At 56.7% G+C, this 14677-nt stretch carries 14 protein-coding genes; 7 read left to right on the forward strand and 7 right to left on the reverse strand.

The genetic code is table 11. The annotated features are described in order from the left end of the window. From HMPREF1487_RS18010 to lptF, 4 genes are all read right to left on the reverse strand, one after another. Positions 1 to 927 carry a diacylglycerol/lipid kinase family protein gene (locus tag HMPREF1487_RS18010; protein ID WP_010798125.1) on the reverse strand — a complete coding sequence of 309 codons (927 nt, stop codon included), beginning with the start codon at positions 925 to 927 and terminating at the stop codon, positions 1 to 3. Between the two features lie 37 nt (positions 928 to 964). Next, entirely contained in the window at positions 965 to 2149 is a 1185-nt protein-coding gene (locus tag HMPREF1487_RS18015; RefSeq protein WP_010798126.1) for a CDP-alcohol phosphatidyltransferase family protein, read from the reverse strand. Between the two features lie 105 nt (positions 2150 to 2254). After that, entirely contained in the window at positions 2255 to 3328 is a 1074-nt protein-coding gene (gene lptG / locus HMPREF1487_RS18020) for an LPS export ABC transporter permease LptG (protein WP_010798127.1), read from the reverse strand. Then, positions 3325 to 4398 (reverse strand): LPS export ABC transporter permease LptF, encoded by a 1074-nt coding sequence (lptF, locus tag HMPREF1487_RS18025; protein WP_010798128.1) that lies wholly within the window; start codon positions 4396 to 4398, stop codon positions 3325 to 3327. The genes lptG and lptF overlap by 4 nt, the downstream gene beginning before the upstream one ends. Before the next feature lie 148 nt (positions 4399 to 4546). On the opposite strand from lptF, the gene HMPREF1487_RS18030 reads away from it, so the two are divergent. Beyond that, the gene (locus HMPREF1487_RS18030; protein WP_010798129.1) at positions 4547 to 5329 is read left to right on the forward strand and encodes a phosphocholine cytidylyltransferase family protein; all 783 of its coding nucleotides are present in this window, start codon (positions 4547 to 4549) and stop codon (positions 5327 to 5329) included. Here HMPREF1487_RS18030 and HMPREF1487_RS18035 read toward each other — a convergent pair. After that, positions 5320 to 6150 carry a nucleotidyltransferase family protein gene (locus HMPREF1487_RS18035; protein WP_010798130.1) on the reverse strand — a complete coding sequence of 277 codons (831 nt, stop codon included), beginning with the start codon at positions 6148 to 6150 and terminating at the stop codon, positions 5320 to 5322. The two genes, HMPREF1487_RS18030 and HMPREF1487_RS18035, sit on opposite strands and share 10 nt — an antisense overlap. Further along, positions 6134 to 7288 (reverse strand): hypothetical protein, encoded by a 1155-nt coding sequence (locus HMPREF1487_RS18040; protein ID WP_010798131.1) that lies wholly within the window; start codon positions 7286 to 7288, stop codon positions 6134 to 6136. Before HMPREF1487_RS18040 ends, HMPREF1487_RS18035 begins: the two co-directional genes overlap by 17 nt. 226 nt (positions 7289 to 7514) lie before the next feature. On the opposite strand from HMPREF1487_RS18040, the gene HMPREF1487_RS18045 reads away from it, so the two are divergent. The 6 genes from HMPREF1487_RS18045 to HMPREF1487_RS18070 all read left to right on the forward strand — a co-directional run bounded on the left by HMPREF1487_RS18045 (position 7515) and on the right by HMPREF1487_RS18070 (position 14039). Continuing rightward, on the forward strand, positions 7515 to 7964 hold the full coding sequence (locus HMPREF1487_RS18045) for an HIT family protein (protein ID WP_037030207.1): 450 nt from the start codon (positions 7515 to 7517) through the stop codon (positions 7962 to 7964). 42 nt (positions 7965 to 8006) lie between these two features. Continuing rightward, the gene (locus HMPREF1487_RS18050) at positions 8007 to 9755 is read left to right on the forward strand and encodes a fatty acyl-AMP ligase (protein ID WP_010798133.1); all 1749 of its coding nucleotides are present in this window, start codon (positions 8007 to 8009) and stop codon (positions 9753 to 9755) included. Between the two features lie 4 nt (positions 9756 to 9759). Then, complete coding sequence (locus tag HMPREF1487_RS18055; protein WP_010798134.1) at positions 9760 to 10674, forward strand: NAD-dependent epimerase/dehydratase family protein; 915 nt, start codon at positions 9760 to 9762, stop codon at positions 10672 to 10674. Between the two features lie 37 nt (positions 10675 to 10711). After that, positions 10712 to 10975 (forward strand): acyl carrier protein, encoded by a 264-nt coding sequence (locus HMPREF1487_RS18060; RefSeq protein ID WP_010798135.1) that lies wholly within the window; start codon positions 10712 to 10714, stop codon positions 10973 to 10975. Further along, a complete protein-coding gene (locus HMPREF1487_RS18065; RefSeq protein WP_010798136.1) occupies positions 10959 to 12161 on the forward strand; it encodes a serine palmitoyltransferase in 1203 nt (400 codons plus the stop codon). The genes HMPREF1487_RS18060 and HMPREF1487_RS18065 overlap by 17 nt, the downstream gene beginning before the upstream one ends. 168 nt (positions 12162 to 12329) lie before the next feature. Next, positions 12330 to 14039 carry an ABC transporter ATP-binding protein gene (locus tag HMPREF1487_RS18070; protein WP_010798137.1) on the forward strand — a complete coding sequence of 570 codons (1710 nt, stop codon included), beginning with the start codon at positions 12330 to 12332 and terminating at the stop codon, positions 14037 to 14039. Between the two features lie 44 nt (positions 14040 to 14083). On the opposite strand, the gene HMPREF1487_RS18075 is transcribed toward HMPREF1487_RS18070, so the two are convergent. Then, positions 14084 to 14635 (reverse strand): GNAT family N-acetyltransferase, encoded by a 552-nt coding sequence (locus tag HMPREF1487_RS18075; protein WP_010798138.1) that lies wholly within the window; start codon positions 14633 to 14635, stop codon positions 14084 to 14086. Positions 14636 to 14677 lie beyond the last annotated feature (42 nt).

The following is a 14677-nucleotide window of genomic DNA, read 5'->3' on the forward strand; positions in this document are numbered from 1 at the left end:
TCAGTAAGTTAGAAAGCGCAGGGGAGCGGTGGTTGAAAGACGAATCGGGCAAGTAGCCTCGAACTGTTCGCCGTCCAGAAGAAAATGTGAGCTGCCCTCAAGACTGAGTGTGCTGAGGTTACGACTGATATAGCCGTCCCGCTCATGCGCGACCGATTTGCCGCGACCGCACAGCAGGAACGGTAGGACGCGTATCAGCCGTCGCGGCTGATGCTCGACGGCTGTGAAATGCATGGGGGCCGCTTCGGTGCCCCAATACGGGCGGCAGCCGATCAACAGATTATCGAGCGTTGACGCGAGTACCAGAAGCCAGCTGCTGCTCCAGTCATGCGTGTCGGTTCTCAGTGACGCGGGTGTGGCTGGGAGAAGTGGATGGGGTTTGCTGCGCAGCAGCGACAGCAGCATACGGATAAAGGCCAGGGCAGGGCCTAGCGCACCGCGTACACCCGTTGGGCGAACATGCTGATGAAAATACCGGACACCGCTCAGAATCGCTCCCGTGCCGAAAAACATCCCGTACTGTGGCCCGCTCGTCTCGTTGCCCTCGACCTTTATCGCGGCGCGCTCCACCTGGCGCGGCGCCGCTCCCTGGCCCTCCAGCCAGGCGCGCAAGGCCTTCAGTACGGCCTCAGGTTTCGCCCGTGTGCCCAGGTCGGCGGCACTCATGTTTGTGGTGCCACCGGCAATTACCAACAAGGCAGGTAAGGGCGTGGAGGACGTTTGTAGCAGAGCCGTTAGGACGGCTTGTAACGTGCCGTCGCCGCCGATTACAACCACAAGTTCTGGTGAGGTTCCCTGCCATTGAAGCAGCGCGCGGGTAATATCCGCTGGTTCTGAAGCCTCATGCAACATGACACCGGGCAGGGTGGCAATCGATGCACGTAAAGGCTGCAGACGCCGACGAACACGACCGCTTAATGGATTCATGAGTATCCCGATCCGTTTCGGTACGGGAAGTTCGTATTCAGGCATCGGCCAGCCCGGAGCGGGGAGCAAATAGCCGAACCACCGGACGATGCCCTTCAGCCTTGAGGTCGATCTGGCTCAACCACGGCTGCAATTCAGCACCGCGTCGCCGCAACGTAATGGCCCATATGACGCGCCACGCCAGAACAAGCGTCGAGATGACTGTCCAGGCTGCCACCAGTAGCAGTCCCACATCATTGGCCCCAGCAGCCCATGCCAGCGTGAGCAGCAAGAGGTTGGGATTGCGACGGGCCGTAACCAGTCGGTTCAGCGAGTCGAAGGGTTTCCAGAGGAACATCGAAAAAGGGGCGGCAAACTTGAACGAGCCTTCGCACAGGCGTCCTGCTACATAGCCAATAAAGATGGCCCAGAACACTAAAGAAAGCGGCAGGCTGTAGCTCCAGGTTGCAGCAAGCCCCATACCCCAGGCGATGTACCAGAGCGGGGGATGCACGATATCAAGAGCGTGGTCGAAAATATTGCCAAAGCGGGTCGAGGTTACCGTTACGCGGGCAAGTTTGCCGTCCACGGTGTCGAGAAAGGTCATGATCCAGCCGGCGATCAGGCCCAGGCCGAACTGCCCGTTCCAGAACCACCAACCGGCCAGGATGGCCAGCACATAACTGGCGGTCGTGACGTGGTTGGGACTCAGGCCCAGACGAACACACAGGTGGGTTACCCAGCGTGCCGGCACAGGCCAGACGCCGCGGGTGATAAAGTCCGTTACACCCTTGTAAGCACCATTGAACAAGGACTTTTCCAGATGCTGGCGGTTGCTTTGGGTGATTCTTGCTACCCAAGGCTGATCGAATTTGCGCAGCTGGGTCTGTAGGCCGGAGGCTACGGTGTCAGGTTGCGCAGGACGCAGCTGAGCGACAGCAGGTGCATTCAGGTCGGCCACGCTAGACAGGCGCGAGGCGGAGAGTCGGGCCGCGACAACCGCGCCATCCCGAGGGTCCTGCAAGGCAACGTCTTGGGTATCCAGCAATCCTCTCAATACCCGGTCATCGTAAAGGTAATCCTCGCGCAGCAGCAGAACATCACCTTCAGCAGGAAGCGCTTCGCCGGGGCTGACCAGATGCGCCTTGGGAAATTTCTTCAGGATTCTTCGCAGTCGCTCCCGTGAGGTCAGGCCCCACAAGATCACCTCGCAACGGCCTACCAGATGGACCTGTATCGTCATAAGTTCTGCCTTAGTCCACGCAATGGATGTGTTATTTAAATTATTAAGCCTTGCAAGCCCTATCTGCCGAGGGCCGCAGCCTGTTTGGCAGCCTTTCGTACCGCCTTATCGTTTTCTGTCGAACCGAAAAATCAGGCTCATCGAGAATACCAGCATTAACAGCGCCGGAACGGTTCCCACCAGAACAGGAACAAGTCCGAACAGAATGCCTAGATTTACAATAATCTGATTGGTCAGATAAACTAGCAGCCCCGTTACTGCGCCAAGGGCCAGCTTGCTGCCCAGCCCGGTGGAGCGTACTTGGCTAAATGAAAAAGGCACTGCCAGCAGTATCATGGCCAGGGTCAGCAGAGGTGTTCCAAGCTTTTCCCATAAGGCCACTTCATACTGGGCCGATGGTTGCGCGGTACCCTTCAGGAATTCGATGTAGTGGTAGAGCTGCCGGGAGGAAAGACTGTCCGCCGGAAGCGCAACCTCCTGCAGGCGCGTTTCAGGCAGCACTGATTGCCAAATCATCTGATCCATGTGCTCGACCGTCTCGTCACTATCGACCCAGCGCTTCACTGTCACTTCATGCAGCTGCCATATCCCCTTGGGCTGAATGTCGGCATAGTTGGCAAACAGATATTCCTTGAGTACCTGGTCGCCGTCAAAGCTGAACACTTCGATATGGGTAGGAATCCGTCCCAGGCGCAGCCCGCCTACACGAACGAACTGCTGGTCCTTACGCCCCCAGATGCTGCCATCCTTGCCATTCCCTTCGACTGAGGCAATGGCATGTGCACGTAGCTGAATAGCGCTTTGCTGAAGAGGCGAGGCAGCAAACTCATCGACTGCCGCCAGTGCTACCGCAAGCAGCGCGCCGGCTAACACGGTACTCAGTCCGATACGAGCAGCAGAGATGCCAGCAGCACGCAGCGTGTTGAGCTCTTGCGTCAGAGCCAGCTGCCCCAGTGCAGCGATACCGCCCAGCAAGGCAATGAAGGGGCCGAGTTCTACCATGCGTCGAGGCAGCGTCATGGCGACTACCTCAATGGCCTGGACAAGCCGGTAATCTCCGCCAATGTCATCAAGCTCCCCGACAAGGTCCAGGGTGCTGAACAGTGGCAGTAACAATGCGGCAGCGGCTATGAAGCCCATGAAGAGGGACTGCAACAGATATTTATCAATGATCTTCATGCCGTGCGGATCCGCTTCTTGCCTACGTCCCGCCGGATGGCGACAAGCAGCGCCAGCATCATGAGAATAGGGATCAGCCACATGCCGGGAAAGAGGGGCAGCGAGCCATTGCCAACCATGCTCCGGCAAATGTCGCTGGCATAGAAAACCAGAGCAAATGCTGCCGTGACCGGTAGCATTCTCGCAAAACGGCCCTTGCGGGGAGCGGTATAGCTAAGTGGTATGGCAAAAAGTGCCAGCAGTAGGGTGGTGATGCCTCGGGTCTGGCGCCATTGCAGCTCTGCCTGATCAGATAAGGCTGACGAAGCTGCCAGTGCACTGCTGGGTGCGGCCTTGCGGCGATACTCGGCTGTTTGTGCAACCGGCGCCAAGTGCAGGGTCATATCCTTGAAAAGCATGGTCTGGTCCCGGCTGCCCTGGCGCTCCAGCGAGTAGGCAGTACCCTGTTCCAAGGACAGAACAGGGTCTTCCGGATTAGGGTCTGTAATCGATGCTTGGCGGGCCCTGAACAGGTGGGCTCTTTCTGCGCCGCTGTCGTAGATCAGCACATCCTTTAACGCGCCTGAGTCAGGCTCGATGTGTTTTGCCAGGATCATCCTGCCATTGTCTTCATTGACGTTGAAGCGTTCGGCCTGCAAATGATTGACGTCCAGATCCGTTTTGGACTGCTGTTCGAGTCGATAAGCGTTGTCATATGCCCAGGGTCGGCCATAGAGGGAAAGGCAGGCAACCGCGATCGCAACGGGCAGCGCAATCAACAGGATGGCTTTATACAGGCGCAGCGGGCTGACACCTGATGCAGCAATAGCCGTCATTTCCGTATCGTGGTACAAACGTCCCAGGCTCAGGACGACCGCGACATAAAGCGCTACAGGGACAAGCACTTCGAGCGCAATAAGTACCTTGTAATAGACGATATCCAGAACGACACTCAGTGCCAACGTGCCATTCGCAGCTTCAGCCAGATAGCGTTCCGAGGAGTAGCTGGCAAAAATGAAGGTAAGAATGCCCACCATGGCCAGTAAAGGACGGCATACCTCGGAGATAACATAACGCTCAATTAGACGCATGAACTCTGGAGCCTTCTGTGGTTCCAAAACACCCGCCGGTTACTATACCGTTTATTCATACGTAACTGGCTGAATAACCATCCTTAAATGTTTGGCCGGGGTTTGGCTGCTTCGAGGTGGTTAAGTTCCTTCCTGTTAGGAGACGGCATTGAATCATCTTGAACGGAATGAGCCCCGTCGGGCGATCATTTTAAGTGCGGGGCAAGGACGTCGGCTTCTTCCTTATACTGAAAACAAGCCCAAGTGCCTTATCGAGCTTGAGGGGCGTACGGTTATCGAATGGCAGATCGATGGTCTGATGGCCGCAGGAATAGAAGACATTACGGTTGTCGTAGGCTATGAGGCGGGTCAGGTAGAGCGTGTATTGAGTGACCGTTATGGTGCAGGCGTCATCCACACGCTGTTCAATCCCTTTTATGAGGTTGCGGATAACCTGGCCAGTTGCTGGATGGCGCGAGAAGCCATGCGTGATGATTTTCTGCTACTCAATGGCGATACGCTGTTTGATCTACCGGTACTCAAGCGTCTTTTGGGTGCGTCGCCGCGGCCTATCACACTGGCCATCGACCGCAAGCCCTCTTATGACAGCGATGATATGAAGGTCTGTCTCGAAGGCGATCAGCTGATGCGTGTGGGCAAGACGTTGCCGTTGCCAACGGTCAATGGCGAATCAATCGGCATGATGTACTTCCAGCCGGAGGGGGGCGTTCTGTTTCGCAAGGCGCTTGAAGACAACATGCGCAAGCCTGAAGCCCTGCAACGCTGGTATCTGAGCATTATCGATGAAATCGCTCAGCAGACCGGCCAGGTTTACGTACAGTCCATCGAAGGACTGAGCTGGGGCGAGCTGGATTTCCCCCAGGATCTCGAAGCTGCCAAGCACAAGGTGCATACCTGGCAGATGGCGACATCAGCGGCGGCTCAATACTGAGCCGCTTCACGCCCAACTCTTTCCGCCAGGATCGTCTCTACCAGTTGACGGTCCGCTGGCGTATCCACATCAACTGCGGCTTCGGCGAAGGGCAACACCACCGCGCCAATTCGCATGTTCAGTTTGCGTGACAACCGCTCCAGCGCCTGCTCCAAGGTCAACGTTCCCGCCAGGTAGCGAAGCACTGCCGTCCAGCCCAAAGCACCCGTGATGACTCGCCATGGTCGCTTGCGCTCCTGCTCGATCCGTCTCCAGAAGGGAGCCAGCTGATGACCACGCTCCGTCATAAACGCAAACAGGTTGCAGCCACAGAAAGGGCCGTCCTTGAGCTTGATCGCCGTACGGCGATTTCCGGGAAAGCGCGCCTTGACTGTTTCCAGGCGAGCAACGCCCACCACAAAGTCACATCCGCTGCGCCGGGCCTCGGTCAGGAAGTAATCGACTATGTCCGGCGTCAACAGTGCATGGTCGGCAGTCGTCAATAACACCGGTTGCGTTGGATCTTCCGCCTCAAGACCGAGCGCGGCGCTGGCGCTGGGAGAGTTAGCATGGCTCAGCCAGTTGATTTCACCGGCTTGCAGCCATGCTTCTACCTGAGGTTCCTGGCGCAACAGGGCGCGGGTAGGGCCTATGAGCGTAATGCGCTCCACCAGAGGGCTTGAGCGCAGGGTGCTAGTCACGCGGCGAACCATTGGAATGCCGTCTACGGTTGCCAATGCCTTGCAGTCCACACCGGCCGCCGTTGCCACTGCGTCCCCGTCATGTCGGTCAGCAGCCAGAACCAGTGCCGAAAAGGGTTTGGATTCAGAGCTGCTTTTCATAAACGCGGTATCGCTTGTACTGGTGGGTGCCAATCTGCTCGAGAATAGTGCGCATGCCGGTATTGCTTTCCAGAATCCAGGACATCTCCAGGGCTTCGAGGCCGTGCCTGACGAAGGGTGGTTTGAGCGCTTCGATCAGAAGCAGCGCCAGCGTAGGACCGAGGCGGCTAAATTGATGTTCCTGACGTACCCCCATCAACGGTACACGAGCCGTGGTTGGCTTGCGAATCTTCAGTCGCCACAGCAGACGCAGCCAGCCAAAGGGCAGGAGCTTGCCGTTGAGTGGCCTGATTACCTCATTCAGGTTGGGCAGGGCAATGATGAATGCGCTGGGCTTGCCATCTACTTCGGCGATGTACAGCAGGTCATCGGGCACCAGCAGCTTGAGGTTATTACCCATCTCCCGGAACTCGGCTTCGGTAAAGGGAACGAAGCCCCAGTTGTTGGCCCAGGCATCGTTGAAGATATCGCGCAGCGTCTGCATTTCTTCGGCGAAACGGCTACGGTCCAGCGTTCGGATGCGAACCCGCCCACGGTAGCGATCCATCATCCGGCGCATGGTCGGCGTGAAGTTGAGCTCGTCCGTACGCATCCAGTACGCCAGAAGATCGGCAGCGGGCCGGTAGCCATTGTTCTCCAGCTGCTGGCTGTAGTAAGGGTGGCCATGGCTCATCATGAACATTGGCGGTGTATCGAAGCCTTCGACGAGAAGGCCACTCTCCTCATTGATGGTCAGGCTGAAAGGGCCTGTAATACGACGAGCGCCTTGCTCGAGCAGCCAGGCTTCAGCCGTCTCGATCAGTGCCTGAAAGACGGTCGGATTATCAATGGCTTCGAGCATGCCGAAGTGACCGGTGTCCTGACCATGACGCTCTCGATGGAGCGTGTCCACCTGCGCCGTGATACGTCCTACCGGCTCGTGGCCTGACCAGGCGATCCAGGCCCGCCATTTCAAATGTTCGAATACGGGATTTTTTCGGGAGAGGTGCTCGTGGCGCTCGAAATGCAAAGGTTCGACCCAGTTCGGGTCGCTCTTGTAGAGGCGGCCCGGGAAACCGATAAAGATCGCCATATCCGTCTTGCTGACAACCGGTCTGACTTCGATTGTTCCTTTGATCCCGGAAGTAAGTTGGTCCACATGAAGGCCTTTGGCTTGGTTAGCTGAACAATGCTTCGCGTTGCACTAGAAACATGCTTCCTTACATACACACATTACTTCTTCCCACGGCACGATTATGCGCTTATGGTTTACGGATGTTTCAAAAAATAACAAGCATTAGTGATTCGAATAGGCTTTCAAAGCAGCGCATAAACATTTAACTTCCGTAGCCGAACCTAATCATACGATGATCAATGGGGTCTGGATGGAATCGACTGATGCGTTGAACGCCACCATGAAGAAGTTTGGCGCTCCTGATACTGTGATTCGTGATTACCGATATTGGGCGGTGCTGTTGCGACCCCAGCAGGTAACGTTGGGCTCTCTGGTATTGATTGCCAAGGAGCAGGTGACGGCCTTTGCCGAGTTGAGTCCGGCAGCATTTGCAGAGCTCAAAGCTGTTACTGTCGACATTGAAAGCACTTTAAAAACTATCTTCAACTACGACAAACTGAACTATCTAATGTTGATGATGGTCGATCCAGACGTCCATTTTCATGTAATACCTCGTTACAAGAGTCCCCGTACTTGGGCTGACCGGGAGTTCAGTGATAGTGCCTGGCCAGGACCCCCTCAGCTGAATTCATCGATTGAGTTTCAGGAGGTCGACAACATTAATTTACGTGATGAACTGATGCGCTGCTGGCCTTGCTGATCGGCCCGCTGCATGCGATGTGCTGAAAGCAGGACCAAAGGGATGGCCGAACTGTACATGTCTGCAACACTAACTCAACACGGTTTACCTCAGCGCCTGGCTGATTTTTCGACGTTGTCGGAAGCGCTTGATTATGCGGCTGAAGGTGAAACAGGGCTGAACTTCTATGATGGCCGTTGCCGCCTGACGGCTGTTGTACAGTACGGTGCCCTTAGAAGAGAGGCTCTCAAGGTCGCTAAACGGCTTCATGGTTTGGGCCTTGAGCGGGGAGATCGGGTTGCCCTGATCGCCGACACCGATCTGTCCTTCATGGAGGTTTTCTACGGCTGTCAGTACGGCGGCTTTGTGCCCGTTCCGCTGCCGATTCCCTCGGGGCTAGGCAGTCACGATATCTACGTCAAGAAACTCAAGGGACTCCTCAAGAGTTGCGAAGCCTCTGTCGTATTCGCACCGGCCGAGTTGGTCAAGTTTGCCAAGGAGGCCGCTGAGCAGCCGATGCGATTCATCGGTACGGCCAAGGAGCTCTCCTTGCGCCCGCTTATAGCAGTCGAGCTGGCGCCTTCCCGTGCCGATGAGGTCGCGTATTTGCAGTACACCTCCGGCAGTACCCGTTTCCCGCGTGGTGTCGTTGTAACGCAGCGGGCTGTGATGGCGAATCTGCAAGGCATTACGCGAGATGGCCTGGGCGTTCAGCCGGGTGATCGCTGCGTCTCGTGGTTACCGTTCTATCATGACATGGGGTTGGTCGGATTTGTCCTTGGCCCGATGGCGTCCCAACTGTCCGTTGACTATCTGCGGACTCAGGACTTTGCCATGCGTCCCAGGCAGTGGCTGAGTCTGATCAGCCAGAACCGCGGTACGATTTCGTTTGCACCTCCTTTTGGTTACGACATTTGCACGCGCCGTGTTCGCGAAAGCGATATGGAGCGTTTTGACCTGTCCAGCTGGCGCATCGCAGGTATTGGCGCCGAGCCTATCAGGGCAGAGGTGTTGAACCGTTTCGCCATGCAGTTCGAACGGACGGGCTTTGATCGCAAGGCGTTTTTGCCCTGTTATGGACTGGCGGAAAGCACCCTGGGCGTCAGCTTCGCGCGTCGTGATACCGGTATCCAGACGGACCGTATCAATCGCTGGGAGCTTGAGCACCATTCCCAGGCCATTCCTTTCGACGGGCCGGACAGCAACGCCAGCAGCTTTGTCAATTGTGGTGCGGCCCTGCCCGGACATACGCTTGAAATCCGTGATGACAACGGACATGCCTTGCCTGAGCGTGCAATCGGTCGTATTACCCTGAAAGGGCCGAGCCTGATGTCGGGTTATTTCTGCGACGAAGAGTCTACCCAGGCAGTCATGAGCCCTGAAGGTGATTGGCTGGATACGGGAGATCTGGGCTATCTCTCCAAGGGTGAGCTCTATATTACCGGTCGCCGCAAGGACTTGATCATTGTGCGCGGACGTAATATCTGGCCTCAAGACATTGAGTACCTGGCCGAATGCCAGCCGGATATTCGCCCCGGCGACGTCATTGCCTTTCTTATTCCAGGCGAAGAGGAGCCTCAGGTCGTCGTCCAGGTTCAGTGCCGTATCATGGATCTGGAACAGCGTGAGCATTTTGCTCAATCGCTGACCAAGCTCATCAACAGCGAGTTTGGCCTTACCTGCCGGGTGGAGCTGGTGCCGCCTCATTCATTACCGCGTACGTCCTCCGGCAAGCCCTCGCGAGCCGAGGCACGCAAGCGGTTTATCCAGCAGATCGAGGCTGATTGCGGCCTCTCTCTTGCTGCTGGATAAGCCTTTGACCGCTCAGGTTGTCGCCCTCACGGGGGCGACAGGCTTTATCGGAACCATCTTGCGCAAGCGTCTGGTTGAAGCGAATCTCACGGTACGCGCTCTAAACCGACGCGAAGACGGCCCCCGCGACGGTGTCACCTGGATCAAGGGTTCCCTTGGGGAGCCTGATTCACTTGAGCATCTGGTAGACGGGGCGGACATTGTTATCCACCTTGCCGGTGCCGTTAGAGGCAGCACGCCCCATCAGTTCAACCGGATCAACGTCGACGGCAGCGCCCATCTGATGGAGGCTGTACGGCGGATTGGTGCAGGCCGGCGGTTTCTTTTGATGTCTTCTTTAGCGGCTCGGCATCCAGAGTTGTCCTGGTATGCAGCCTCCAAACGTGAGGCAGAGCAGGCTATCCAGCAACGGGCCGGCGACCTTCCGGTTACGGTATTCAGACCTACCGCAGTTTATGGGCCGGGCGACAAGGAGATGCGGCCACTCTTCCAGTGGTTGCTGCGTGGCTGGCTATTGACGCTGGGTGAGCAATCCGCACGCTTGTCATTCATTCATGTGGAAGATCTCGTCCGCGCTGTGGTGGCCTGGGTCGGTGCCTCGCAGGTACACTCGGCTACCTATGAACTTAGTGATGGTCATCCTGACGGCTATGACTGGCAGAGCATTGCCGAGATTGCTAAAAGAGTTCGCCAAGGGCCGGTGCGTAAGGTTACTGTGCCTGCCGCAGTGCTTGAGGGAATGGCACAGGTCAATCTGTCCCTTTCCCGCCTGACACGACGTGCACCCATGCTGACACCCGCCAAGGTAGGTGAGTTGAGACATCCTGACTGGTCATGCAGTAATGCAGCCGTTGAGCAGGCACTGGGATGGCATCCAAATATCCTGCTGGAGAAGGCTTTGCAAGAGCGTAGTTTCTGAAAGGCCTAGGGCATTCATTCCGTTTAGGGACTTAGTCATGACATCCCAAGAAAAAATACTAGAAAAGATCTTTGCTTACCTCAATCGCCTTGCGCCTCCCGGTACGCCTATTCATCCCGACATCGATCTGATTCAGGAGCTTGGCCTGGACTCCATCAAGGTCATGGATCTTCTGATGGAAATGGAAGACGAGTTCGATATCTCCATCCCGCTCAATGTCCTGACCGACGTCCGAACCCCCGCGCAACTGGCACATGCTGTCATCGCCTTGCTGGAGCCTGCAGATGGCACTGTTCGATAAGTTCAACAAGCTGGCACAGGAACGTACCGCTCTGATCCAGGCGGAGCCCAGTCCCTTTGGTACGCGCATCGACGAAATCTATACGCCTACTGAAGGACGTATTGGGCAGTGGCGTGTAGTGCTTGCGGGAACCAACAATTACCTGGGGTTGACCTTCGATGCTGAATGCATCAAGGCTGCCCAGCAGGCGTTGGAACATGAAGGCACTGGTACGACCGGCTCGCGCATGGCCAATGGCAGCTACGGCAGCCACATGGCACTTGAAGAGGAATTAGGTGATTTCTTTCAGCGCCGCTCGGTCATTGTATTCTCGACAGGCTATCTGGCCAACCTGGGCATTATCGGCACCCTGGCGGGGCCGGACGACATCGTGCTGCTGGATGCCGATTGCCATGCCAGTATCTATGATGCCTGCCGCATGGGTGGGGCACAGGTCATTCGCTTCCGGCATAACGATGCCGCCGACCTGGAAAAGCGCATGCTTCGCCTGGGCGAAAAGGCCCGTGATGCGATCATCATTGTAGAAGGCATCTACAGCATGATGGGTGATCAGGCGCCACTCAATGAAATCGTCGAGATCAAGCGTCGTCTGGGTGGATATCTGCTGGTTGATGAAGCGCATTCCGTTGGGGTGCTGGGTGCCAACGGCCGCGGTCTGGCCGAGGAGCTGGGCGTCGAGGACGAAGTAGATGTCATCCTGGGTACGTTCAGCAAGAGTCTGGGTGCGATTGGCGGCTTTGCAGCAAGCCAGCACGCTGAGTTCGATCTGCTTCGTTATGCAAGTCGCCCTTATATCTTTACAGCGTCACCTTCGCCTTCAGTGATTGCTTCCGTGCGTACGGCGTTACGTAGCCTGCGTACCCGTCCCGAGCTTAGAACGCAGCTTTGGGACAATGCACGACAGCTGCACAAGGGATTGTCGGCGTTAGGCTATCGGGTAAGTTCAAGACCGAGTCCTGTCATTCCGGTCATGCTGGGTTCGCCCAAGGAGGGCGTTGCCTTCTGGGAAGCGCTGATCGAGCAGGGCGTTTATGTGAATCTGGTGCTGCCTCCTGCCAGCCCCAACGGGGATGCGCTGGTTCGCTGCAGTGTCAGCGCCGCTCATACGCCAAAACAGATCGACCAGATCATTGCTGCCTTTGCAACGCTACGTGATGTGTTTTCGACCGCGGCGCAAGTCAGCTGACGTGTCTGCCTTACGCCGCTTTTACAGGGGTAAGGCAGATCAAGAGTTTATGAACCAAGCTATAGGCTCACAGGGATACGGAGCTGGATTACCCCTTTGTAGTCTGGCGATAGGTCGAGCCGTGCGCTCCCTATCCAGTTAACCGAGCCCATCGCTAACGGATATACCATGCGGATTCTTTTTGCTTACGGCCGGGCTTACCCGGTGCGTACGTTTCTGATGTTGATAAGCCTGCTGCTGGCAGGTATCGCGGAAGGGGTCGGCTTGACGACCTTACTGCCGCTACTCTCCATTGCCCTGGGTGATCAGGCGCATTCCGACTTGGCCAATAAGGTCATTCATGTCCTTGGGCTGGTGGGTCTTGAGCCTACGCTGGTAACGATGCTGGTCGTGATCGTTGTGGGGCTGACGCTGAGCAGTACATTGGTGCTCTTGGGTAACCGTCAGGTCGGTTATGCCGTAGCCCATGTGGCCACTGACCTTCGAATCGATCTGATTCGTGCGTTGCTGGGGAGTCGCTGGGAATACTATCTGCGTCAGCCTGCCGGTGCGCTGGCCAATGCTGTAGCGACCGAAGCCTATCGTGCATCGACAGGGTATGAGCATGCGGCCAACATGTTGGCACTGGTCATCCAGGCGGTTGTGTATGCCGTCATTGCGTTCATCGTTTCTTGGAAGGCAACGCTGGTTTCGCTCATCCTTGGAGGTTTTCTCCTGATGGCCCTGCAGCGCCTGGTAAAGACGTCCCGGCGCGCCGGCAAGAGTCAGACCAGTCTCATGCGCGAGCTGCTGGCTCATCTGACCGATACGCTGGGATCGGTCAAGCCGCTCAAAGCCATGGCGCGTTATGACATTGCCGATTCGCTGCTTCGCCATCAGGCAGCCGAGCTCAACAAGGCGATGGAACGTGAGGTCATGAGCCGTGAAGCGTTGCGTGCGCTTCAGGAGCCCATGCTTGCCATCCTGGCAGCCGCTGGGCTGTATGCGGCGCTGGTGGTCTGGAAGCTGCCTCTGTCGTCTGTCATGGTGCTCATCTTTCTGGTGGTGCGGGTACTGGGTCTGCTTCACAAGGCACAGCAGCGCTATCATCGGATGGCCGCACAGGAGAGCGCTTATTGGGCGTTACAGGATTCCATCAACGCGGCGCTGGCGGATGCTGAGCCCAATGGCGGCACCCGCACACCGTCTCTGAAAAGCGCTATCGTGTTCGAGCAGGTGTCCTTTCATTACGGAAGCAAACCGATCCTGAGCGAGGTGGACCTTACTATTCCGGTCGGAACATTCACCAGCCTTATAGGGCCGTCTGGCTCGGGAAAGACCACTATTCTGGATCTGATATGTGCGCTGCTGGCTGCGCAGTCTGGGCGCGTCCTGATCGACAGTGTTCCGATTGAGGAGATCGACAAGCGCCAATGGCGTCGCCTGATTGGCTATGTGCCGCAGGAAACCTTACTGTTGCATGACACCGTTCTGGCTAACGTTACGCTGGGGGATCCCGAGCTTACGGCTGCTGATGCCGAGCGGGCGCTGAAGCAGGCCGGAGCATGGGAGTTCGTGGAAAAACTCACCGGCGGTATGAATGCTGTCGTAGGGGAGCGGGGCGGACGTCTTTCGGGCGGGCAGCGTCAGCGTATCGTTATTGCCCGTGCCCTGGCGCATAACCCTCGTTTGTTGATTCTGGATGAGGCCACCAGTGCGCTAGATCCTGAGTCCGAAGCCGCGATCAGCCATACCCTGAAAGCGCTAACCCCTGGTATTACCATAATTGCCGTATCGCACCGGCCTGCACTGATTGATGTGGCCGATCAGGTGTATCGCCTGTTCGAAGGGCGGCTGACGCAGATCAAAAGCAATGAGCTCGACGAGGTGGCGCATTGACCTCTAACACGGATGCCGTCCGGTCTGCCCCGGAGGGCATCCGTTCAGACGCTGGCTGCCTCACTTTGTGGGCTACGGGTGAGTCGATAGAACATCATCATTTCGTCTTCCGTTTTCAGACCTAGCGAAGCGGTTTTGGAAAACAGATACTCGAAGCCGCTCTTGACCAGAACCCTGCCTGAGGCAGGATTGCGCGCAAGGTGATTGCCGCGCACCTCGGTCAGGTCCAGCGTTTGAAAGCCAAAGTCTGTAATAGCCTTGCAGGCTTCGGAGCCGTATCCCTGATTCCAGTAATCCACGCCGATCCAATAGGCAACGATAGCGCGTCGGTCACGGATGTGATTCAGCGAAATGACGCCAATCAGCTGCTCTGTCTGTTTCAATCGAATGCCAAAGGCAGCCAGCTCGCCGGCTTCCCAGCGAGCGGTGTGAGTAGCGATCCATGATTCGGCCAATCCGTCGGGATACGGATGGGGAATGTGCGCCGTTACATCGGCAATCAAGGGCGAATTGGCCAGCAACTGAATGCGTGGCGCATCACTTGGCAGGAGCGGGCTTAATAGCAAACGGTCCGATAGGAGGGTAGGCTGAGTCACGGTCTGTTTTGTGGCGATGGACAGATCCCGAATGTAGCATGG

Source organism: Pseudomonas sp. HPB0071 (assembly GCF_000478505.2).
Classification (GTDB): Bacteria; Pseudomonadota; Gammaproteobacteria; order Pseudomonadales; family Pseudomonadaceae; genus Chryseomonas; species Chryseomonas luteola.

Coding starts and splice junctions, on each gene's coding strand:
- HMPREF1487_RS18060 (WP_010798135.1), top strand. CDS start 10,712: ATGACATCCCAAGAAAAAATACTAGAAAAGATCTTTGCTTACCTCAAT.
- HMPREF1487_RS18035 (WP_010798130.1), bottom strand. CDS start 6,150: ATGAAAAGCAGCTCTGAATCCAAACCCTTTTCGGCACTGGTTCTGGCT.
- lptF (WP_010798128.1), bottom strand. CDS start 4,398: ATGCGTCTAATTGAGCGTTATGTTATCTCCGAGGTATGCCGTCCTTTA.
- HMPREF1487_RS18065 (WP_010798136.1), top strand. CDS start 10,959: ATGGCACTGTTCGATAAGTTCAACAAGCTGGCACAGGAACGTACCGCT.
- HMPREF1487_RS18015 (WP_010798126.1), bottom strand. CDS start 2,149: ATGACGATACAGGTCCATCTGGTAGGCCGTTGCGAGGTGATCTTGTGG.
- HMPREF1487_RS18050 (WP_010798133.1), top strand. CDS start 8,007: ATGGCCGAACTGTACATGTCTGCAACACTAACTCAACACGGTTTACCT.
- HMPREF1487_RS18070 (WP_010798137.1), top strand. CDS start 12,330: ATGCGGATTCTTTTTGCTTACGGCCGGGCTTACCCGGTGCGTACGTTT.
- lptG (WP_010798127.1), bottom strand. CDS start 3,328: ATGAAGATCATTGATAAATATCTGTTGCAGTCCCTCTTCATGGGCTTC.
- HMPREF1487_RS18045 (WP_037030207.1), top strand. CDS start 7,515: ATGGAATCGACTGATGCGTTGAACGCCACCATGAAGAAGTTTGGCGCT.
- HMPREF1487_RS18010 (WP_010798125.1), bottom strand. CDS start 927: ATGAATCCATTAAGCGGTCGTGTTCGTCGGCGTCTGCAGCCTTTACGT.